Source organism: Legionella waltersii (genome assembly GCF_001468085.1).
Lineage (GTDB): Bacteria > Pseudomonadota > Gammaproteobacteria > Legionellales > Legionellaceae > Legionella > Legionella waltersii.
Window position 1 is genome coordinate 761608 of sequence record NZ_LNZB01000060.1, and the last position, 22709, is coordinate 784316.

Genomic DNA, 22709 nt, shown 5'->3' on the forward strand with positions numbered 1-22709 from the left:
GGGGTCCGTCCCCATTCAACGGTCTCTTATTCTTCCAAATTTTCTTGAACACTTCCCCAGCTCTTAACACCAGCCCCTTGCTTTACTTCATCTGGCAATTGCTCAAGGGCTTTCTGTGCTGCTTCTGGACTATTATAGGTCCCATACACACCCTTATAATATTGCTTTCCATTTTTTTGATATCTAACTTGGGCCATTCTATCGTTTTTAGGTGCTTTATATAATTTGTTCGCCACCTTAGATGCTTTTTGATCGTCCGCTAATTCAATAGTATACCCTTGGGGATTTTGGCTTGATACCCAACCTTTATCCCTATCTTTAAAAGAAACTGGTGAATGATACTCACCCACATGATAAGAGTCTGGTACAACAACTCCCTGACTGGATTGATCTGTGTAAGTGTAGGATCTGACTGTGTAATAATCCTGGGGATAGAGTTGGCTATTGTCATAAGTATACAGTTGGTAACCACCAGCATAATCTTCTTCATAAACAACACATGAAGATAATTGAATAGCACAAATTCCCATTAAAATTACTTTAATGCATGCATTCATGACAGATTCCCCCCACGATGAGTATGGATTTATTCTTATTTATTGTTATCTGCCAAAATTAAAAAAACTTTAATCTCTTAATATTGTGAACCAACTCAGTATGGACTAAAGTATCTATTTTCCATTTCATTGGCAGAGAGCATGTGGACACACCGTCGATCTGGACAAACTAATCAACGTGGAGCGCAAGATCATCGCGACCCTTATGAAAGAGACAGAACCAGAGTCATCCATTGTCCCGCATTCCGTAGACTACAGAGAAAAACTCAAATTCTTGGAACAGATGAAGGGGATTTTCATCGCACTCGCTTAACACACTCTTTGGAAGTTGATTCTATTGGACGCAGTATTGTACGAAATTTAATGTCCAACCAGGAACATCCACTTCTCCTATCAGGATTACTACCCAATGACGATCTCATCAGTGTCATTTGTCTTCTTCATGATATAGGACATCCTCCCTTTGGGCATGGAGGAGAAGTTGCACTCAATTACATGATGCGCAATTACGGTGGATTTGAGGGAAATGCCCAAACCTTACGCCTTCTCACAAAAGTAGAAAATAGCTACGGTGGATTTGGTCTGGATCTGACACGGCGTGCCCTTTTAGGTGTTTTGAAGTATCCTGTAAAACGCTCAGACGTTGTTGCTCCCAAACAACCACCCATCCATGAATCAATTCATAAAACCATTAAAATCAATGATTGGTTACCTCCAAAATCGTATTTTGATTGCGAGCAAGCTGAAGTGGACTGGTTGTTGTCCCCATTTTCAGAACAAGATAGACAATTATTTCAATCATTAGGGAAACAGCCAGAAGACACACAAGTTGGAAAAGCAGCTTATCATAGTTTTGATTGCTCTATAATGGATACAGCCGACGATATAGCCTATGGGGTTCATGATTTAGAGGATGCAATCCACCTACGATTAATTCACAGAGATCACCTTGATGCTCCTGAATTTAGATCCTTATTAAATGAAACCTCGTTTTCAGATCATCATGATCGCCTACTCAACGCATTATTTTCTAATGAGGTTCATGTAAGAAAGCAAGCGATTGGAGAAATGGTTAATTACTTTATTACCTCCACACACATCATTGTGAGTAATGATGAGTTTGACAATCAATTGTTAAAGCATAATATTGAACTTATCCCAGAAGCTAGAATGCTTCTCAACTATTTAATGCGATGCATTTATACTTACGTGATTGATTCTCAAGAAGCAAGAACTTTTGAGTATGGGGGGCAAACAGTAGTCCTTCGCTTGTTTGAAGCAATCAGCTCTAATCCAGGAAGCTTACTTGATGATAAAAACAGAGTCCATTTTAAAGAAGCTAAAGATGAAAACTCAGCTTATCGAATAGTTTGTGATTATCTAGCCAATATGACTGACGAATATGCTTATAGAATGCATGAACGTTTATTTGGATTTAACACACGAACCATTTTTGAAAGATTATAAAAAGTTAATGAGACAACTATAAATACATGATACAGTAGACGCGTTTAAAAATTACTGGATGTAAGAGAATTGTACAATGGATTTAAACGCTGAGTTAATAGCCCTGCTTAATATCAAACCAATTTCAAATCATGTGTACTCACTAATCGAGCTTGGAGCTAATCCAGACACTCTAAACCACAATGGTTATAGTTTATTGCACTTATTGGTTCTGAATAATCAAATAGAGGACGCTTATTACCTTATTAAAAACCATAAGGTAAACGTTAACGTGAAAGATAAGAGAGGATTTACTCCTCTGTACTATATGCTCAATGAGAGTTATACACCTGAGAGCATTATCCAGATGATAAGACTTGGAGCATCCCCTCTTATAAGAAATAGAAAAGGACAAGCTCCTATCCACTATCTCTTACAGAACTATCACTTTTCTTATACTTTACAACTGTTAGAAGTTCATCCTGAATCATCGGGGCTGAGTAGCCAAGATGGTTGTCCTTTAGAGTTGATGTTAAATAACAGACATCGGCAAAAATACACGGCTGATAATTACCTAACCATTGTAAGATGCGGTGCCAATCCTTCTACTAGGGATGCATTTGGCTCCACACTTCTATCAATTATTCTCAATACAGCAAGTTTTGATAAAGCTGAAGAGCTTGTAGCACTTAGTAAAATTCATCCATCTGATCGATTATATTTTAAGCCTGAATACATTGATTTATTTATCACTGAAGATGGTATATCCGATTTAATTTGTAATCTACGAGAAAAGAAATACAAATCGAGGGAAATTGCCTACCTTGCCAGATATCCTTCAAGTAAGGAGCGAGTCATCGAAACCATTAAAAATTTAGATTCAGAACAACAAAAAGAAATTCTCAAAGAGTGTCTTGATCCCAGTAGTCAACTCAATGCATTTTTTGCAGTTCCTCGAGGATGGTTTAAAACAAGCAATGAACGAGGTACCCTTCTGCAGATAAAACAATTATCAGATCAAATTGAATCCACAGATACTCATCAGAGTATCGAAAAACAATATTACTGTCTATTTTAGATTTATTATTTTTTACAATTAAGATGGCGTCCCCAGGGGGATTCGAACCCCCGTTACCGCCGTGAAAGGGCGATGTCCTAGGCCTCTAGACGATGGGGACCTGGAACTTTTTGTTTATGTATTATAACACTTGTACTAAATAATACCAAATAATGGCGTCCCCAGGGGGATTCGAACCCCCGTTACCGCCGTGAAAGGGCGATGTCCTAGGCCTCTAGACGATGGGGACCTAGTTTTTTTTACCATCAACATACTAAGATGTTGATGGTGGAGCTAGGCGGGATCGAACCGCCGACCTCTTGCATGCCATGCAAGCGCTCTCCCAGCTGAGCTATAACCCCAAATTAAGGTCTGCAGTTTAAAGAGCTACAGAATACCTGTCAAGTGTTTTGGCAAAATTCTCTGTCTCTTCAAGCAATATCATGACGCACCAAAAATATAATGACTGCTTTAAATTTATCCGATAGAATCCTGGTAAGTGAAGCTGGTTTTATCGCAGGACTTAGACCTCCACGATCGCTTATACAGAAAAAGATTAGGAGTTTTTCGTAAGTCCTTTATAAATAAAATACCACTTTGGATGTCAACTATATTGTAAAGGGAAAGACACTATGGCAGATACTGTTAGAACTACCCCCAACATTGATAAAAATGAAACCACATCAACAGCGGATAGCTCCCTAGACCCAATAAGCGTTGAGACATTAAAGAATGGAATTCAAGAGCTTAGTGCGAACCAAAATAGTTTTATAGAAATTAAAAAGCACATTGCAAAAGTGGTTGAAGCACTCGCACAAAACAGTAGTTTCTTTAGCAGAATCGCGACAACATGGGCTGATATGCCCCTTTGGCTAAAAATTGTTTTGGGGTTTGCTGTCGTTGTCCCAACCTTGGTTCTGGGTATTGTATTTCAAGTGATCACTTTAATCGTATTTAGCCTATTATCGATTGCCTCATACCTTGGAATTGCCTACTTGTTAAATAATCATAATGAACATACCCATGATATAACTGACAAATTACAAGAAACCATGAATACATTGGCTGATTCACTAGAAGAAGCCATTCAATCATTGGAACCACTTCGCAAAGAGCTTGCCGAGCAAGTTAATTATTTCCATGATGAAAATGAGCGTTTACTGAGTAGTGATGAAGAGTTACGCCATAAAATCTCACAACTCACTGAAGAAGGTAGACGTCTTCAGGAAGACTCTGAATCATTAAAGTCTGTTAATTTTCAGCTTAAAGGCACGAACACGAAGTTAGAATCCAGTAATGAATTACAAAAGGAACTTCTTCGAATCAACGTCCAAGAAATTGAACGCTTAAACAAAGAGAGTGAAAAAAATGCCTTCGCTCTTGTTCAGGCCACTCAAGAGCTTGAAAGGGTACAAAAGGAAATGGGAGAAAGACTTAGACAATCTCAATTAATTGCCGAGGTACTCCAACAAAATGCCATTGAATTCTCAAATCAGGTTATTGAATCGAAGGAAGAAAGAGAACTGTTTCAAACAAAATTAAAAGGCTTTGTCAGCAACCAAGCAGAGAGTTTCAATCGAATAACGGATAGAATTTTTCAAGCCGAAACGGAGTTGGCTCGGGTAAAGGAAGAACTCAATTTCAGTAACAAACGAAATGAAGAATTGTTGGATCGCATGGATAGAGTATTAATACCTTGGGAAAATCGCCTTAATCTAATCACCCCCCCCCCAACCGTCAAACACAGCAAAACAATTTCTGAGATTGGATTAATGGGGCATAAAGAGAACATAAACCCGACTAAAGTATCCTCAGAACAGCATTTGATTGAAGTGAGGATATAATCACAGTTCAACCAATATGCTATTTCCTAAAAAATGAATAGCACTGAACTCAGCAAATGGTTAACTGGCAGTTATCTCGTGGAACACAAAGCAACCACGTGGTTTAAATTTTAACCCCAGTGTTGTAAAATGGGCATTTTTAGTTCCTGTTAACTGATCATGTCCAAGCTTAGATTTTTTAGAAATACTGTTGCTAATCAACGAAGGGCTCATAAGAAAGCTAGCTTTACTAGAGATCCTAGGATAAAGTTTCTTGGTAGTTTGTCCCCATTAAATGGCTTGATAATGAAAGCCATCCATTTAAACACGAATCATAACTATTTTTGGAATGGAGCAAAGCAACTCCTTTTTATGCGTATTTTACATAGCCCATTAGCGATGAGTGATGTATCAAGATTTGATGGTAATCTATTGCAAATCCAGCGTTGGCTTACACAACAATTAAAATCTCCTACGCCAATATGGAGTCAAGCTTGGAAGCACCCAATTCGCAAAGCCTGGGCCACTCAAGCTATTAAGAATCATTCTCTACATCTCGAAGACAGAGAACAATTTGCTGATGTCACTGTTTGTGGATTTAAAATTGATCCTCGTCTTCCCTATCGCTTTAATCCAACAAGTCAAATTGCGATATGGTTTAGTACATCTCCTAATCTTGCGATACGTGATAAAGAAAAATCTCGATTAATTGAAAGAGGATTATCTGTATCCAATAGAGAGAATGTTTTAGTATACAGTTCTATATTATTAGATGATTCAGCAAAAGAGGATATGAAGATATTCTCAAGTAAACATCAAATTGTTCTAATTGATATTGATGATCTAAATATAACCTTATCAAACACGTCCAGAGAACTTCTTCAATTAGCACGGCTCGAATTATCGCATTTAGGTAAAGGGGGTAACCCCGCAGCTGCCTCTGATCTTATTCGCTGGATACCAGAAATAATGAAGGGCTCAGTATACGCAGATATTGATTTACCCATCGATGATTCAATAGTTGAGCAACCAATGCTCCATCCAAGTGCTGGTTTACCAGTAGTCTGTAATATGGGATCATTTACTTACACGACTTTACCAAGCTATCAGCAAGCTGAAAACTGCACGATTAATACAGACATTATTGCCTATAGTGATCATTCAGATACTGAATTATTTATGGAAAGTGTCGCAAAACATATCCTTCAATCCTATAAAAATCCTTTCCAAACACTTGTTAAAAGCAAAGCGCCTATTTGTGAAACACAAGCATTTAAGAACATGCTTAATACCCCAAAAGCAACCTTATTTGATTTAAGAAAAATGGTCTCTGATTGTTCAACACTTAAGGATTTTTATCATTTGCTAGGTAGAGATCTTTTCCGTAACACATTTAGATTATCTGCAAATGACTTGGAATCTTTGCAAATATGCTTCAAATACAACTCCACCTTACCAAGCAACCTTTTGAAAAACATGAGCCAAATTAATTCGCAACTAAAAGATCTACGAACCCATTATTATAAAGCACTTGTTGAAGAAATTTCTGGCCCAGGAGCGATCTATCGAGCTTTTGGTGGCATTAAACTTTTTCACAATGGTGCCTATAGAAAAGAGAGTTTGCTTCCAGTATCCAATGCAAGAGCCCTCGAGGGGTTCGGTTGTGTCAACAATATGACAAGTTTTGTTTCTGATAACATCCCATCATGGCGATTAACTGAGGAAGAATTCAATAAAAGATCATTTAATGAAGATGGACTTTCTTGGATTTCTCCACCAGGTCGTTGATTCATGATAGGTAATGGCTATTTTTGAGAGGCGCGATTATATCTCTGAAACCTTAAGGAATTCTTAAATCCGGGCATAAAGCTTGCATATTTATTTACAAAAGTGTTATGTTGAATTGGAATGGATTTGGAAGTGGAGTGCAAAATGGAATCAATGATTGACTTGGTTGGATATATTGCTTCGTCTTTGGTCTTCGCCACTTTTTATGTCAAAAGGATTTTGACACTACGAATTATAGCGATATGCAGCAATGTGGCTTTCATCACTTATGGCTTTGGATGTCATTTGCAGCCAATCTTTTTACTGCACTCAATGCTCTTGCCCCTAAACATGTATCGAATCTTTGAGTTACTCCGTAAAGAGGGGTATTTTAGTGAATTAAAGAGCATTAATGTAAAAGTATCTCGTTAATCATACACAGGACTTCTAAATAAATCCCTTCAATTTCCCCTTCGCGCCAGGAATGGGGAGAAGGTTCCCGAAGGGCAGATGAGGGGTTAATTGTTCGAAGTTATCTTGTTTATATGGAGCACTTGGTGCTTGAAATGCTTATGCAAAACCCTGAAGTCGATTCAAAAATTGCTTTGGATGAGGGAGTTTAGATAAACGAAATGACCGAAAGCAAACCATGTTTTAACGAAGAGATCGGGGTTTTGAGTAAGTCCTGATAAAGTATACTCCTATTGGTTAAGCGCATTATAAGGTATATTATGCAAGTTCTTAACTAAACGTATTTGGTGAAAAGCAATGTCTTACTGTCGCCCTCTCATGGCCATTATTCTTTTTTTCTTTGTAGATCAGTTGTACGCGGGTAGCTATAAACCGCAATGTCCAAAAGAAATCAACGCATTAGAACACATTCAGACCTCTGTAAAGGGCTGGGAAACATTGAAAGGTATCAAAAATAATTTTTTAAGTAGCATCTCCTTTTATTCAGGACACCCAAAACAACAAGCAAGCCTCAAACCAAATTCAATCAACTCTAAACAAGCAAAATGGTCCTTCTCGCCTAATGAAACAATTTATATACTCTGCCAGTACAATAAATCTGGCATCGAGCTCACACAACAACTACGCCCTAAAACAAAAAATTGCACGGTTCTATTTAATCCCCATGTCCAAGGTGATCAAGGTTACTTACCGAAAGAGATTCAATGTACAGATTAGCCAGTCGGGTTTGGGAAGAGCAACAACAAGATTGAGGCCTAACTTTGTCAAAAATGCTATAATTATTAGGAGACTTATGAAAAGGATGTAGTATCATGATTACCGAGTATTTAGCCACAGTCATTGGGTGGTATCTTGTTGCTGTAAGTCTTTTTATGTTCTTCCGGCAAGAGCAAATGAAACCAATTATCACCGATGTTATGGAACAAAGGGGTCTACTCTTTGTGTTAGCTATTATTACCTTTATTTTAGGGTTATTAATGGTAACAAGCCATAATATTTGGGTAATGGGTTGGCCAGTAGTGGTCACTGTTCTCTCATGGTTGGTTCTATTAAGTGGTTTACTCCGTCTATTTTGTCCTGATACGGTCATTAAAATGGGAAAATCATTTTTAGATAATCCAATCAGAATGAAAATTGCAGCAGTTGTGTCTCTTGTTGTGGGCTTGTATTTATTGTTGCATATCTATTGCCCTCAATATTCTCATTGGTTTGGATAAACTAGCTCAACCAATGAGTGGAAACATAAAGAGATCTCTTTAGAGCTGGTCGAGATTGAAAAACAATTGCATCGACCATGGATAGGATGTATTGATTTTTCCATCTATCATAAATAGACTTCTTATTCGGCCCTATTCTATTTAATACAGGACTTACGAAAAACCCCAAGGTCGAGGCAAAAGACATTTTTAATGAGGGAGTTTAGATGGACTAAATGACCGAATTAACAATGTCTTTTAACGAAGAGATTGGGGTTTTTAGTAAGTCCTGTAAAATAGATTTTCAATGTGTTCTGCACCTAGTTAATCAAGGAAACTGTATGTTTAAAAAATTATTTATTTTTGCCTTTGTAATTCTAGTTGGTTTGTTAACTGGATGTGGCCCTATTTACGACACAGAATACACCTTTATCCCTCCAAAATCTGACATGTCTAAGATGTGCACCGCCCAATGCGTTCAGAATAAAAGCAATTGTGAGCAAAATTGCCGCCTTGAAAACGAAAATTGCCGCTTAAGAGCCCAGCAAAGCGCCATGTATGAATACAATCAATACAAAGACAATCAAACTCGATTAGGTTTACCTATAAATAAAACCACAAGAGATTTTGATACAAGTGGATCTTGCTACAATTCATGCCAATGTGACTCTACTTATCGTGCTTGTTATTCATCATGTGGAGGAGAGGTCCAAGAACACAAAGTATGTGTCGCTTTTTGTGATAAAAAACAGTAAGTCTAATTAAAAAGTTGAGACTGTCCTTGTAGGCTTAGCAAGGACAGCCAAAATAGATCATGGCTTGGAGTGACACAGAAAAATAAAAACATAAGCAACCCATGCAACACTTATTTTATAAATTTAGCGTTTGGTACGAATTGTTTAATCCACTCTTGTACATGCGTAATTCGTGGAAACCAAGATGAATTTCCATAAGATGCATTCTCACTGCCATCTGAATTGACTCCTGCAATAGCCCAACCATTATCAGTTTGAATCCAAGCAGGACCTCCGCTATCCCCTGAACCGAGTATACCTGCAAGGGGCGATATTGGTTTAGTTATTCCTTTGTCAGTTATCGGGTTTGCTATAGATCCATCTTCTTTAGGAAGCCAGACAGCAAGATAGTTTCCTGCATCGCCTTTTGTCGGAATTGGTTCAACCGCAGGGTCTACTGACTCAACCAATCCTTCAGCCGCAGCGGGTTCGTTCTCGGTATCAATCGTAGCATCCTCCCCTTTTTTACCTGCCCCACGCCACCCATAACCGATAAAAGTTAAAATCTTACCTTTCTCATCATTCCCTGAATACAAAGCCGGTTGAGGTCCAACATCAGTGACTTCTTCCGTTAAACGTACAATTGCAAAATCATATCCTGTGCGATCACTTGAGCTTTCATTCCATAGTGGGTGCAAATACACAGCATCCCCATCATATTCTGTTCCATCTATAGCCTCGTAAGTATAATCATTCGCTTTAGTTCCAGGAGGAAACATATGACCTGCAGTGAGAACATAACCATGACCTTGATAATTTCCTATCCAAGATCCAGATCCACTGGAGGACTCCCCATCAAGAAAGATCAATGAGGAAAATTGAGGCTCTAAAGCCAGAGCCTCAGCAGGGTCAAAACCATATTGTTTATAAGTACTTTCTAAAATAATAACCGCCCAAGAACTGGTCGATATCACTATCATTAATAAGCCGACTATGCCGCTCACATACCATCTTTGTAATGATTTCATGCTACCCCCCTTAGTCACTTATTCTATTTTTCCAGTAATGGTATAAATATCCGCTTTAAAAACAGTGACTCTCTATCATGTTTATGGATATAACTTAGTGAATTGATTAAATTATAGTCGTTAAATTTCCTAAAAGAGGTCACCTATTCAATCATCTAAAAGGCGAACACTTGTCTGAACCAGTACTTCTAAATAACTAATTTCCCCTTCGCCTCAGGAATGAGGCGAAGGTGCCCGAAGGGCGGAAGGGGTTGATTGTTCCAAGTTATCTAGTTTATGTGGAGCACTTGGTGTTTGGATGCTTACGAAAAACCCCAATCTCTTCGTTAATAGACAGTTTTAATTCGGTCATTTAGTCCATCTTAAACATGTCTTTTACCTCGACCTTGGGTTTTTTAGTACATCCTGGTTTAGAGATAGTTTAGTTGCATTACAAATAGTGCATGATTCACTCGATGAACAATAAATTGAGTTAATATTCAACATGGTGTACTATAAGTTTTTCAACATTCATCCTATAATTAATGCCAAACGATAATGGATCAGATCCAATCAATAAAACCAAAGAAACAGATCCTAATACTCCTTTAAAAATACGAACCACTCTTCCAATGAGCAACTGCCAAAGTGAAGTGCATACAACCCAAATTCAGGTTGAAGATCAAAATGATGATTCAACATTACCAGCAGATTTAAATCAATTACCAACAGAACTAAAGGTCATTATTACATCCATGTTGCCTCAAGATCAGCTAAAACTACTATTACTGGTCAATAAGGAGTGGAGAACTATAGTCAGAGAGGAAGCAGCTCGATATCTTAATCAATGCATTGCAGAAATAAAGAGCTTACACATCAATGAAGATCTCGATAGGATCTCTCAATTTTTAAATGCATTTTCAAGATTATGTGGCATAACGGGTGATCGTTTTATACTGTTAAACCAAATAGTACAAGTTGCTAAAAGTCTTGAAGCCCCAATAGCAAAATACGTTTATTTACAACAAGAGTTAACTCAAGCAATTAATAGCTTGCAAGCAGCATACCGACCAACGATTCATTTCAGTGTTTTTGTTAGACCCCAAAACAATACATTACACAAACTTATCCAGTCTATAATCCCAACAGCATCCAAAAATATAAACATTGATCCAACTAAAATTTTACTTTATTCTCGATTAGCCCCAGATCATCAGGTTTCTAGAGAATTAGAAGCCCTTATACGTCTAAGAAAAAGCCCTCATGCCCAAAATGAAGATAATAATAATTCCAAATATTCCTCAACGCCTTCACCTTGATAGAAGGCTACAATGTAGACATTATCCTCCCATCTGATCGTTGTGTCGTCTTAGAGTTGGAGCTAATTTATCCTGCAAGCTGACAAAAAGTTTCTTTGCTACTGCAACTTTCAACAGCATACAGCTGAATAAATAAACCATTGCCGCTATTAGTATACTGAGCAAAATAGCAACCCCACTTACTATTAAAGAAGAATGAATTAAAAACGCATTAAATTTCAACACCATGGTCCAACAAACACATCCCAATGCTATTGATGCAAGAGCACAACGCAGCAATATACTGATGAAATAAGTGATTTGCATAGCGTTTATACGATGCATTAACAGATAAAGAATTAGGAAGTTTAGTGTTGCAGAAATTGAGGTTGAAAGTGCTAAACCACCATGCCCCATAGATAGCTTGAAGATAAACAAATAGTTCAATAGTAAGTTTAATCCGATAGAACAGAAACTGACTGCCATAGGAGTCCATTTTTTATCAATGGCATAAAATGCTGGGGATACTATTTTTATCCCCGCATAGGCTACAAGTCCTAATGAATATAATTTTAATGCATAAGCCGTTTGTTGAGTGTCTATAGAATGAAATTTACCATGCTCATAGATCAAGTGGATAATTGGATCTGCAAACATCCAAAGACCAACAGCTGCTGGTAGAGTTAAAAATACGGCAAGGTTTATAGCATCGCCTAGTGTTTGACTGAATTGGCTTTTATTTGAAGTTGCAGCAATTCGAGCAATCACTGGCAAGGTAATGGTTGCAATTGCAACCCCTAAAGCACCAAGAGGAAATTGCATAAGCCTAAATGCACTATTAAGCCAAGTAACTGCCTCTTTCCCAACATAAGACGCAAATCCAGAGTTAATTAGAACATTAATTTGTACAGCACTAGCAGCAATGATTGCAGGCAATGTTAAGATTAATACGTTACGAATGCCTTCATCTCGCCATCTAAAATCGGGTTTAAATTGAAAACCAACTTTCCTTAAACTTGGACATTGAACAATCAGTTGCAACAGGCCTCCAACCAAAGTTCCAATTGCTAATCCAATAAGCGCTCGTTCTCCAAAATCAGGATCAATCAACCATCCACACAGAACACCCCCAGCTATTGAACCAATATTAAAAAAACTTGATGCCAGTGCCGGGACCCCAAAAACGTTTTTTGAGTTTAATATCCCCATCACAACAGCAGCTAAGGAAACTAACAAAATAAAGGGATACATGATTTGGGTAAGAAAAATAGTTATCCCTAGATCTTGTGATGAAAATCCTGGTGCTAGTGCAAATACAATGTATTTAGCGCAGAGAACGCCAACTAAAGACAATGCACTCATAAAACAGGTCACTAGGGTAAGCATTTTAGCAGCAAGTCGCCAGGCAGAAGCATCTCCTTCGTTTTCAATCCTTTTAGAAAAAATGGTGACAAAGGAAATAGATAATGCCCCTTCCGCAAAAAGATCTCTCAGTAAATTAGGGGCACGAAATGCGATAAGAAATAGTCCCATGTAAGCCGTACCAAAAAGCATATTAAATAGTACTTCTCTAGCAAGTCCTAATAGTCGGCTAAACATCACAGCAAGAGCAATAATACCTGAGGCTTTTACATTTAGCTTTGAACTATTCTGCATCTTGTGGATCAATGTTAAAAAAAGTTGTTCTTATAATATATGATAAGCAAAATAACGTCGACTTTGGGTATTGGAGGCATAAAGGCTTCATGATGTCTTATAGCACCTCCAAATCATCACTAACAATTATTAGGGGTTAGAGAGAGCGATTCCTCTTGAGATTGAGTGATATAAGGTAACAACATTGAAACCAATAAAAGTCCTCCAACGACTACACCACCCCAAAAATATAAATTTTTTGATGAAAAGATCGAATTTTTTTCTGGTTTTGTTGTTAGAGAAGACGTTTTCTCCTGTACAGGCGTTTTCACCAGTGATTCTTTTTTTTGCTGTGCTAACGGTTCATCCTGTGCTGCAGCCACCTCTAAAGGTTTGTATTCAGATGCAAACAATCTAGAGTTGGGAACGAGAGTCCTATACTCTAGCAGTAATTCTTTCAACGTAGCCGCATGCCCAGTCGCGTAGATGTCTGCACTTTCCTTGGTGAGCTGAGTAATTCGAGCTTGTACGGTTGAATTTTTTAATAATAACTCACAGATGGAATATAATTCATCAATTTGTTTAGAATACTCCATATATCGGGTTGTCGCATTTTTTCGTAAAATGATCTGAGCATGATGAGGAATTTTTTCATCCAGCTTCATGGTAGGATCAGTTCGAATGTCTTTTGCTAATTTTAATATGTAAGAAGCTATTTGATGGCTATCATGCTGGCATTGTAATTGAATTGGAGTGACTGGCTGCGCAGATACACGAAAATCAACTTTGCCCAACTGAGCAATTTGTTCCAGTTGCTTTAATTGTTCATCAGTTCTGTCGTCTACAGTCGCATGGATGTTATTTGCATCAAGAAGCCAACCCGCGTAAGCACGTAGTTTTTCTTGTTCAATGTAAAACTTCACTTGTTGAAACGCTAGATCGAATGTTGAAGTATCTTCCAAACTTCCTTTTAACTCCTTCTCTATAACCTTTAATAAGGACTGAGCTATCTCAAGTAATTCATTGACCTCATCATACACAAGTGCTGCGTTAATTCTTGCATCAGGCCCGACTCCTCGGTGAGCCAACTTCACGTATTTTTTAACCTGAACATCAATCAATTCACATACAAACTCAAGCAACTGATTATATTTACTCATTTAATACCCTATTACCCTAATGCAACAATTGAGAATCATTATCATAATTTAGAGCTTAGTTAGCAAGCAAAAAGTAGAGTGAGATATCTCATACAGTCATATACAATGGTTGCTACCCAGTGTGTAAGTGGTATTTAAATACAATTCCGATAAATGTGCAGATATGGATGTTCCAGATACCTCCCCTACCTCTATACTTCATGCGATTTAATGCAAAGCGATATCGTGGAACCTGGCACAATAAGGACTTAATGCGAGTACCACTACCACGTCATGTCAAGGAGTAGTACCCCTTTTGATCCTTCATTATGCGCTGGGCGTGAACAATTAGAACTGCGACAGCACAAGAACTGATTCTCGATTGAACGCCATCAGATCGACTGGTTAAAATGATGGGAACAGTGGCACCAAGGATGATACCAGCGGAAACGGCATCACCAATTAATACCAGCTGTTTTGCCAAAATATTCCCTGCTTCCAAATTGGGTACGACGAAAATGTCTACATCACCAATGAATGAAGACTTTATATTTTTAGTTTCAGCTGCATGCAAGCTAAATACATTATCGTAAGCAAAAGGGCCATCAACTATTGCGTCTGTAATTTGACCACGTTCAGCCATTTTAGCTAGACACGCTGCATCAATGGTCGAACTCATTTCAGGATTAATCGTTTCAACAGCGGATAAAAGAGCTACTTTTGGGAGTTCATTTTTATTCCACATATGAAAGAGATCGACAGCATTTTGAATAATGTCTTTTTTAGCCATTAAATTAGGGGCAATATTAATCGCCGCATCGGTGACGATAAAAGGCTTATGATACTTTTCAATGGCCATGATAAAAGCATGACTTATGCGCCGGGAGGTTCGTATTCCATTTTCTTTCTTTAACACTTCATGCATTAATTCATCCGTATGTAGACTCCCCTTCATCAAGGCATCAACCTTCCCTTCTCGAACTAATTTTATGGCTTCTTCTGCAGCATTAGGACCATTGGGACTTTCAACTAACTCGTAATTAGACAATGAAATAGACAACTCATCGGCAATTTTTTGTATAATTTTTTTAGGGCCTATCAGAATAGGCTCAATTAAGCCTATTTCTGCAGCATCTATCGCTCCCTCAAGTGCGTCATTGCTACAGGGATATACCACCGCTACCCTAATCTTAGGTAATGATAAAGATTGTTCTAAAAATCGCTTAGACAGTTTATCAACATCAAGTTTTTTTGAGGGCATAGGGGATTCCTCCTGAACACCGTTATTCATTGTACAATAGTAAATTGATTAAGTTCATGAAACAATGTTACTTAAATTATAATCGACATAGAATTTTAGGGATAATTTAACTCTCTATTTTTAGAAAACCCAGAGTAATGCTTATGGATGATCAACATATCATTGTTATTAATTCAGGTTCATCGAGCATTAAATTTGCTCTTTTTGAATTTAAGTCTTTAAATAAGGCGCTCTATGGTTCCATTGAGAATATTAAGATTGCACCACTTTTCAAGCTCTTTAGTGGCAAACAATGTTTATTAAAGGAGGAAGCCTTTTCTAGGGACAACGATTATTCATTCTATTTTGAGTTATTACTCTCCTCTCTTAAAGACCACCACAGTAAAATAAATTTCGTTGCTGCCGGACACAGAGTTGTTCACGGAGGTAATACCTATTTTGATCCAGTATTGCTCACTCCCCCAATTATTGAAGATTTGAAGCAATTAATTCCCTTTGCCCCATTGCATCAACCTTATAACCTCTCAGCCATCGAAGCGATTACAAACCATTCACCCCACTTACCACAAATAGCCTGCTTTGATACTGCATTTCATCGAAGCCATCCACCTATCGCTGATGCCTTTGCCCTTCCCCGTGCTCTTACTCAAGAAGGGATTAAACGATATGGTTTTCATGGTCTTTCCTATGAGTTTATTATGCATCAACTAGCCCTTCTAGCGATTAGCAAACCTTTTGATCGCCTTATTATTGCCCACCTCGGTAATGGAGCAAGTATGTGTGCAATAAAGAACGGTAAATCCATAGAAAGCACCATGGGGTTTACTGCTTTAGACGGATTAATGATGGGTACACGCTGCGGAAGCATCGATCCGGGTGTGTTACTTTATCTTCTAGAATTTAAACAGATGACCACTAAGGAAATAGAAAATCTTCTCTATAAACAATCTGGTTTGTTAGGTGTATCAGGAATCTCTTCCAACGTTCAGCAGTTACTTGAAAGTGATTGTGCAGAAGCGCAAGAGGCTCTAGATTTATTTGTCTACCGTGCTCGGCGTGAACTAGGTGCTTTAATTGCAGTGCTTGGCGGACTTGACGCGTTTGTCTTTACAGGAGGCATCGGTGAGCATGCTTGGAAAATTCGCGAGGCAATTTGTGAGGACAATGAATGGATTGGTATACAGCTGGATAAAAAATCCAATAAAGCCAACAAGCGACTCATTAGCGCAAAAAAGAGTACTGTTGATGTTTATACAATCCCCACTGACGAAGAATGGATAATAGCCAATCATTGCCAGAGGATACTGAATACAATTAGATAACATGATGACTGCTTTAATATTAGTTAAATTGCCTTCAATTGTTACTGGCAAAAGCAGCATTAATTGATTGGTACCTTAATGAGAAATTTAAACAGAATGCTGTTTCTATAATGAGCACAATGCTTTTTTCTAAAATAGAAAAAAGTGATTTCAACAATACTCCATTATCAACCAACAAGAGATCGCCTAAAATGCATAATGCATATATTTTACGCATACCTATGCGTGAGGAGAGGTTGATTTGTTTTTTAAATTACCCAAAGAAATTCAAAAAGAAATTTTTAACCACTTAGGATTAAATGGATTAATCGATGCTAGCCGAGTATGTAAACAATGGAATACCTACAGCAATGACCGTTTAACTTATCAAAAAAGTGTTTTAGGGTACCGATTTCTTCAAATTAATGACAACGTCAAATTCGCGGAAAAATTCTCCTTGAAAGAAGCTGTTTATGGAATTGAGTCTGCTGAATACAGGTCAACACAGTCTTTGTTCAATGCAATTCCGGCATACTGTAAGCACATGAAAGATAAAATACCAAGAAATGACTTTAACAAGACGGTTAGTTGGGCATTAGGTAAAGATTCATCGTTAATAGAAAAGCAGATTTTTTTAAACCTAATTAGGCATACCCCAGAATGGCTTCGGTATTTATCAGTTAATGATGCGGCTGAACTATGCATACAATCAGGTAATCAGCAATTAGCGGCTATGAAGACTGCCTATAAAATAGCAACTGGCAATGATATTGATCAATACATCAAAGATAATATACCTGATGTTGATCAGCGAATAGTTCAAGCATTAGTAAACCATGCATTAGGCGAATGCAGGCCTTCATTTGTTCATACAGCCTTAAATGTAGTCATTGAAACACCTCAATACGTCAAATACCTTCCAGTAAAAGATGCTGCTGAACTTTGTATAAAAGCAGGCGATCACTTATTAGCACGGCTAAAATCTCTGTATAAAAAGCAAACTGGTAATGATATCGACCAGTATATGAACGATCATATTCCAAATGCCAAAGCGCGAATTGTTAAGGTATTGGTCAAAAAAACGCTAGCCAAAAATAGTTCTTCTGTTTCAATATTCAATGAAATTGTTTTTAAACCAGAGTTGGTATCCCATCTTTCCGTTGAAGATGCAGCTGCACTATGTATAAGCTCTGGTAACAAATCAGATATATCTGCACTTAAGCTTATGTATAAAAAAGCAACTGGTCTAGATATTGACGCAGAAATTGAAAGAATAGTACGTCAAGATGCACAACCAAGTTTTTCTTTATCATCTGGGATCTAGCTTTCAAAAACCAACACAGGTCCTGCATGATTGAGTTATTAATCATGAAACATGCTGCCCCTCAAAAGGAGCAAGCATAACTATAAACATTTTTTATGTTTGTTTTGGGTTTATAATTAATATAGAAACCTCAAAAAACAATGAAATAATAACTCCTATGTAATAAATGACATGAATATTTTACATTGCTTAAAAAGTTTTCTTTTCACAGTGGATTGTGGCAGTTTTTCTGCTGCTGCACGTACTTTATATATATCACCCTCTAAACTCAGCAAACAAATCAGCTGGTTAGAAGACGAATTAAAAGTAAAATTATTTGTGCGATCGACAAGGCAACTGACTCTGACTGAGTCAGGACAAAGACTTTACGGTAAAGTAATCAAACTTTTCGATGAACTGGAACAAGTAAAATCGATTGCAAGTACTGAGCATCTAGTGCCCCATGGAACAATCCAACTCTACCTCACTGTAACGCCTGCAATTCCCTATTTAACTCAATTAAGTATTCAATTTATGCAAGAGTATCCTAAGATTAAGATGGATATTTTAGTAGGTTCAGAAGATCTTAGTACTTATCAACATCCATTTGATTTAGCCATTTCATTTGATGCTATCAAGCATCCTAAATTACTCTGTAATAAATTGTTTTCAATTCGACGTAAAATATATGCATCACCTGATTATATAAATAAACATGGCTCCCCCAAAACCATCGAAGATCTTGCAAACTACAATTGTTTAATCAATACGCTTTATAGTCTGCAAAACAAATGGATTTTTAATAAAAAGGTGATTCATGTTAATGGTAATTTTAAAAGTAATAGTGCTGATATTTTAAAACAAGCAGCAATAGAAGGGATTGGTCTTATATGGACACCTTCGTTTTCAGTTCTCAAAGAAATACAGGAAGGTCAATTAGTACCAGTATTACCTGATGACGTCTCTCCAGAGATTGCTCTTTATTCCATCTACCCTAAACATTTAGCCGATGCTACAAAAATAAGGTTACTTATGGATTTTTTTTATACAAAAGCATTACAAGACAGAATTAGTGAGGGCTAGCCTTATTTTTTTCTTAAAGATTCATTTTTAATCACAGTCGTGACGCAAGTAACCATCTACTTTGCAGGTATTTTTTTAGCCCTACCCTTAATCAGTATATACCCACCTATGATCAGAACGACTAACAAGCCAATTGATACAATTGGTCTAGTAGCAAACCAGGCAATTGCAGTTGCCACGTTCCAAACAGCGAGACCACATAGAAAAGCGATAAATCCTGTACCAAAACCCATAATGGTTCCCAAAATTGGTAAGACGTCCGCTAAAACGACTAAAGGATTCATGATTAAAGCAAATCCTCCAATCAGCATGACTAAAGAAACCAAGCGTAAGAGCCACGCAATCATTTTATTTTGTGACTGCGCTTCTTCAATCATCAGATCAGCAGATTTTTGGCCGGTTGACAACAGAAAAACGGTCTCACCCGCTGGGGCTAGAAAAGCTTGAAGTGTATTTCCAGTCTGTTGGCCAATGATACTAACAATTTGAGGATATACGGCAGTAAGAGTTACTTTAAGATCGCCTAGTTGTGGACTTTGGGGATTTGTTCCTAGATACAACTCATTATTATTCACTAAATTCACTGGCATTTTAACTTTCTCTTGTAACTCTTCTTTATTGACATTAGCCAAATCGATAGACTTACTTACATCGATCTGTGAGAGTAACTCACTCGGTAGTACGAAATCACCGACAGTTACTGTTTGAGCATATTGTACCTGTGATTGAATAGGCATGGATGCTGGATTTTCATGTCCTGCTTGATCATGGAAATTGGAGCTGTCTATCAGATTATCAGACCAAACTTTATTATAGGTATAAGTGGTGATCTTTTTTTCAGACCCACCCACTTGTTTTTCCGTTTTTGTATCTTTCTTTTCTTCCCATTGATACATTTTTACTTTGCGATGAAGATTAATTGCAGTAACCTTCACATCAAGCATGGAATCAACTAATTCATCCTTAGTTGTTGCCATGCCACTCAAATACACTACCTTGAGGTTGTTTTGTTTATTGATGGGAGAATCCGGAACAGAGATAAGTGCTTTATGAGCTTGCTCTAATGATTGCGCGGTGTGCAAGCTATGTTTTTCATTCCAAAATATAAGTGCAATAGCCCCTACAATTAATCCAATTCCGACGAGAATACCAATAAGCGCATTCTTTAAGCGACTTCCCCATGATTCCGTTGTAATTTCTTCGCTCATGATAATTCACTTCCTTTAGGTTCTATTTGTGTATTACTTAAATAATAGTGGGAAATTCATCAAACGGAAAATGATTAGTAATCAGTAGAATACAGTGATGGATCGGAATGGCTCCTTGAAGATCTGAACAGTTTGCACTGTTTCAAGGAGGCTCCATCCCTATCGATTAATTATTACAAACAAAATCTTGTGGAAACACTACTGAAATGCTGTCACCAGGAAACCTCATAGCAATTGGACCAGCTTTGAGTTGGCATTGACCAACTGGTTTAACGTCATTAGCAATTGAATTAAGATTTGATGGGGTAGAATAGAGAGTAGCACTGATTGTGTAATTAATAGTTGCAGAACACTCTAAATTTTCAATATGTCGTGGAGCAGAACCTCCTTTGAGAGTAATTGAGTTATTCGAATAACTATCTGAAGTGACATTAAATGCAACACTTTGTTCAATGGTAACAGGTGGCGTAGAAACAGCGACTTCGACATAACAATTTCTCACAGGTTCTGCGAGACTTGGCAAAGCAAGTGTTAGTCCAATAATGCCTAGTGCATTCATAACAGCTTTCTTCATTCTAAAATCTCCTTAATAATTCTAAGCTTATATTGAAATTTACTGGACAACTTTCGTTGTCAAATCATCATATATTGTTCAACTTGGTACTTCAATGAGCTTTTCTGGAACTTTACAGTCGACTGATCAACTAACGAACATACCAATAACAAGGAGATTCAAAAGTCATTAATTAACACAAAATGTTCATTGTTCAAAGGGGTCCGTCCCGGTCCGTCCCCATGCTATGATAATAACAAGGAGATTCAAAAGTCATTAATTAACACAAAATGTTCATTGTTCAAAGGGGTCCGTCCCGGTCCGTCCCCATGCTATGATAAAGTACAATTACTTCCCCCGCTCACCACGATTTTATTCACTGCATCCATCGATTTCTGTGGATCTCCAGGTGAAACCAATCCTTTAGGATGAGTCTTAAAAAATCTCTGGGTTTGATAATCCGCTTGAGAAACTTGCTGTATTGCACTGTCAGTGGTTCTCATCAATGCTATTGATGCTTTTCCAGCTGTTGTCGATGAAATTGCCCAAGGCCCCTCAAATGAAGAGTTCCCATGGATTACATCTGACTCTATAGCAAGAGCATCTGGATATTTCATTTTAATGGAAACAAATTTGTAATGGCCTATATTAGTGTCTTTATCAACAGACACTAATCGACCTAATATCACTGCCCCACTGCATTCAGTACTCATTGGTTTAAAAAATTGAGGAAAATCATGATGTTCAATGAACCAGCCACCGCCTAAATCTTCTTTCAACGCGTACTTTTGTAAATAATCCTTGTAATTATAAACGATGGAAAATAAATCCTTACCGAAGGTATTGAAATGTTTATACTTAGGACAATCTGGTGTTAATCGTTTGGCATGATATTTTTGTAAATCAGTATCAGAAATATTTTCCAACCAAACTGCGGGTAATTCGAGAGTAGGAGGAGTGTTTACTAATTCAAAAGTACCATAGGTACCGAAAATATTTGCCTTAGAATCCGTTTTCACAGGTTTCACTTCTGGAGGATACCATCTCGCTGTAACCTCAACTTCAGCATCTTCTATGGATACCGGCTCACCTGGAGCTGGGCTTTTTTCCTTTGAACCACATAAGGGCACTTCATCAAGATTCAGATCTTGACCAGGTGTCATGACACTCAGTAGATGGGTCGCCTCCATAACCACTTCGCCTTCTTTTGTTTTTCTAACAACCAAATCTGGATCGATGTCCGATTTATCCTTTGCATAAACGTTCGGATCAACATAACTTGCAACATTAAGACCTGTTAATTTATAGGGGAAACTACTTTTTGCATACATAACTTAATCAACCTAATTTAGAACAAAAAGATTTAAATTAAATCATATTTTACGAATTGTGTCAATTTTATACAATATGGCTACATTGATTCACATTTCATTTATTTTATTCCATCAACAAAAAAATACATTTTTAGATAATTCCGATTTTTACTTGTTAATGTCGACCATGGAAGAATGGCCAAATAAACTTCATGAAGAAGTGAATTGCACTAATCATTCGACGCTACAAAATGATCGAAATACTGTAATGCAACGAATTCTGTCCTCTAAGAACATTGAAGAAATAATGGTAGCACTTCAGAGGAAACCTGTCGCAAAGATCATTAAGCGCTCAACTGGCAGTTCATGGGGGATGGCTATATCTGAATCATGCGGTTGAAAAAATGTTTGCGACAGAACCCCATTTGACCCCCAGCGAAACGAACGTTAAGTAAATTATTGGTCGGGAGTCCTTGCTTACCTCTTGCTGAACATGTGATTTATTAATGCTCACATTGATCATAATTAGTGAATGAATTATAATTGTTCGGATCTTT

General features: G+C 37.5%; 21 protein-coding genes and 3 tRNA genes. 13 read left to right on the forward strand and 11 right to left on the reverse strand.

The window, feature by feature from the left end; genetic code table 11:
- Positions 1 to 26: 26 nt before the first annotated feature.
- Positions 27 to 557 (reverse strand): SPOR domain-containing protein, encoded by a 531-nt coding sequence (locus Lwal_RS16585; RefSeq protein ID WP_058481887.1) that lies wholly within the window; start codon positions 555 to 557, stop codon positions 27 to 29.
- A gap of 141 nt (positions 558 to 698) precedes the next feature.
- Between Lwal_RS16585 and Lwal_RS16590 the strand changes: the two genes are divergently transcribed.
- Together Lwal_RS16590 and Lwal_RS16595 are read left to right on the forward strand one after the other, a co-directional pair.
- Positions 699 to 2024: an anti-phage deoxyguanosine triphosphatase gene (locus Lwal_RS16590; protein WP_058481888.1), complete on the forward strand. Its 1326-nt coding sequence runs from the start codon at positions 699 to 701 to the stop codon at positions 2022 to 2024.
- Positions 2025 to 2100: 76 nt separating this feature from the next.
- Entirely contained in the window at positions 2101 to 3081 is a 981-nt protein-coding gene (locus Lwal_RS16595; protein ID WP_058481889.1) for an ankyrin repeat domain-containing protein, read from the forward strand.
- 24 nt (positions 3082 to 3105) lie between these two features.
- Here Lwal_RS16595 and Lwal_RS16600 read toward each other — a convergent pair.
- The 3 genes from Lwal_RS16600 to Lwal_RS16610 all read right to left on the reverse strand — a co-directional run bounded on the left by Lwal_RS16600 (position 3106) and on the right by Lwal_RS16610 (position 3422).
- A tRNA-Glu gene (locus Lwal_RS16600) sits at positions 3106 to 3181 on the reverse strand.
- A 53-nt stretch (positions 3182 to 3234) separates the two neighbouring features.
- Positions 3235 to 3310: transfer RNA gene (locus Lwal_RS16605), tRNA-Glu, on the reverse strand.
- A 36-nt stretch (positions 3311 to 3346) separates the two neighbouring features.
- Positions 3347 to 3422, reverse strand: a tRNA-Ala gene (locus tag Lwal_RS16610).
- Positions 3423 to 3692: 270 nt separating this feature from the next.
- Between Lwal_RS16610 and Lwal_RS16615 the strand changes: the two genes are divergently transcribed.
- From Lwal_RS16615 to Lwal_RS16640, 6 genes are all read left to right on the forward strand, one after another.
- Positions 3693 to 4904, forward strand: coding sequence for a LegC2/C7 family Dot/Icm T4SS effector (locus Lwal_RS16615; RefSeq protein ID WP_058481890.1), 1212 nt, complete (start codon positions 3693 to 3695; stop codon positions 4902 to 4904).
- Positions 4905 to 5063: 159 nt separating this feature from the next.
- Complete coding sequence (locus tag Lwal_RS16620) at positions 5064 to 6671, forward strand: glycosyltransferase family 88 protein (RefSeq protein ID WP_058481891.1); 1608 nt, start codon at positions 5064 to 5066, stop codon at positions 6669 to 6671.
- 144 nt (positions 6672 to 6815) lie between these two features.
- Positions 6816 to 7082 (forward strand): hypothetical protein, encoded by a 267-nt coding sequence (locus tag Lwal_RS16625; protein WP_058481892.1) that lies wholly within the window; start codon positions 6816 to 6818, stop codon positions 7080 to 7082.
- A gap of 336 nt (positions 7083 to 7418) precedes the next feature.
- Positions 7419 to 7838 carry an STY0301 family protein gene (locus Lwal_RS16630; RefSeq protein ID WP_058481893.1) on the forward strand — a complete coding sequence of 140 codons (420 nt, stop codon included), beginning with the start codon at positions 7419 to 7421 and terminating at the stop codon, positions 7836 to 7838.
- A gap of 95 nt (positions 7839 to 7933) precedes the next feature.
- Positions 7934 to 8338, forward strand: coding sequence for a hypothetical protein (locus tag Lwal_RS16635; RefSeq protein WP_058481894.1), 405 nt, complete (start codon positions 7934 to 7936; stop codon positions 8336 to 8338).
- Positions 8339 to 8658: 320 nt separating this feature from the next.
- Positions 8659 to 9072 (forward strand): hypothetical protein, encoded by a 414-nt coding sequence (locus Lwal_RS16640; RefSeq protein ID WP_058481895.1) that lies wholly within the window; start codon positions 8659 to 8661, stop codon positions 9070 to 9072.
- Between the two features lie 110 nt (positions 9073 to 9182).
- Here Lwal_RS16640 and Lwal_RS16645 read toward each other — a convergent pair whose 3' ends face one another.
- Complete coding sequence (locus Lwal_RS16645; protein ID WP_058481896.1) at positions 9183 to 10079, reverse strand: trypsin-like peptidase domain-containing protein; 897 nt, start codon at positions 10077 to 10079, stop codon at positions 9183 to 9185.
- Between the two features lie 524 nt (positions 10080 to 10603).
- On the opposite strand from Lwal_RS16645, the gene Lwal_RS16650 reads away from it, so the two are divergent.
- Positions 10604 to 11377: an F-box protein gene (locus Lwal_RS16650; RefSeq protein WP_058481897.1), complete on the forward strand. Its 774-nt coding sequence runs from the start codon at positions 10604 to 10606 to the stop codon at positions 11375 to 11377.
- A gap of 21 nt (positions 11378 to 11398) precedes the next feature.
- Here the strand turns inward: Lwal_RS16650 and murJ are convergent, their stop codons facing one another.
- The 3 genes from murJ to Lwal_RS16665 all read right to left on the reverse strand — a co-directional run bounded on the left by murJ (position 11399) and on the right by Lwal_RS16665 (position 15391).
- Positions 11399 to 13012, reverse strand: coding sequence for a murein biosynthesis integral membrane protein MurJ (gene murJ, locus Lwal_RS16655; RefSeq protein WP_058481898.1), 1614 nt, complete (start codon positions 13010 to 13012; stop codon positions 11399 to 11401).
- Between the two features lie 119 nt (positions 13013 to 13131).
- On the reverse strand, positions 13132 to 14151 hold the full coding sequence (locus Lwal_RS16660) for a hypothetical protein (RefSeq protein ID WP_058481899.1): 1020 nt from the start codon (positions 14149 to 14151) through the stop codon (positions 13132 to 13134).
- A gap of 271 nt (positions 14152 to 14422) precedes the next feature.
- Complete coding sequence (locus Lwal_RS16665; protein WP_058481900.1) at positions 14423 to 15391, reverse strand: bifunctional enoyl-CoA hydratase/phosphate acetyltransferase; 969 nt, start codon at positions 15389 to 15391, stop codon at positions 14423 to 14425.
- Between the two features lie 143 nt (positions 15392 to 15534).
- Here Lwal_RS16665 and Lwal_RS16670 point away from each other — a divergent pair, with 143 nt between their 5' ends.
- From Lwal_RS16670 to Lwal_RS16680, 3 genes are all read left to right on the forward strand, one after another.
- Positions 15535 to 16713, forward strand: coding sequence for an acetate/propionate family kinase (locus Lwal_RS16670; RefSeq protein ID WP_058481901.1), 1179 nt, complete (start codon positions 15535 to 15537; stop codon positions 16711 to 16713).
- Positions 16714 to 16954: 241 nt separating this feature from the next.
- Positions 16955 to 18016 carry an F-box protein gene (locus Lwal_RS16675; protein WP_058481902.1) on the forward strand — a complete coding sequence of 354 codons (1062 nt, stop codon included), beginning with the start codon at positions 16955 to 16957 and terminating at the stop codon, positions 18014 to 18016.
- A 171-nt stretch (positions 18017 to 18187) separates the two neighbouring features.
- A complete protein-coding gene (locus tag Lwal_RS16680) occupies positions 18188 to 19078 on the forward strand; it encodes a LysR family transcriptional regulator (protein ID WP_058481903.1) in 891 nt (296 codons plus the stop codon).
- A 56-nt stretch (positions 19079 to 19134) separates the two neighbouring features.
- Here the strand turns inward: Lwal_RS16680 and Lwal_RS16685 are convergent, their stop codons facing one another.
- From Lwal_RS16685 to Lwal_RS16695, 3 genes are all read right to left on the reverse strand, one after another.
- Complete coding sequence (locus Lwal_RS16685) at positions 19135 to 20286, reverse strand: TMEM43 family protein (protein ID WP_058481904.1); 1152 nt, start codon at positions 20284 to 20286, stop codon at positions 19135 to 19137.
- 166 nt (positions 20287 to 20452) lie between these two features.
- Positions 20453 to 20860: a hypothetical protein gene (locus Lwal_RS16690; RefSeq protein WP_058481905.1), complete on the reverse strand. Its 408-nt coding sequence runs from the start codon at positions 20858 to 20860 to the stop codon at positions 20453 to 20455.
- A gap of 311 nt (positions 20861 to 21171) precedes the next feature.
- On the reverse strand, positions 21172 to 22170 hold the full coding sequence (locus tag Lwal_RS16695) for a hypothetical protein (protein ID WP_058481906.1): 999 nt from the start codon (positions 22168 to 22170) through the stop codon (positions 21172 to 21174).
- Between the two features lie 76 nt (positions 22171 to 22246).
- Between Lwal_RS16695 and Lwal_RS16700 the strand changes: the two genes are divergently transcribed.
- On the forward strand, positions 22247 to 22552 hold the full coding sequence (locus Lwal_RS16700; RefSeq protein ID WP_058481907.1) for a hypothetical protein: 306 nt from the start codon (positions 22247 to 22249) through the stop codon (positions 22550 to 22552).
- Positions 22553 to 22709: the final 157 nt, after the last annotated feature.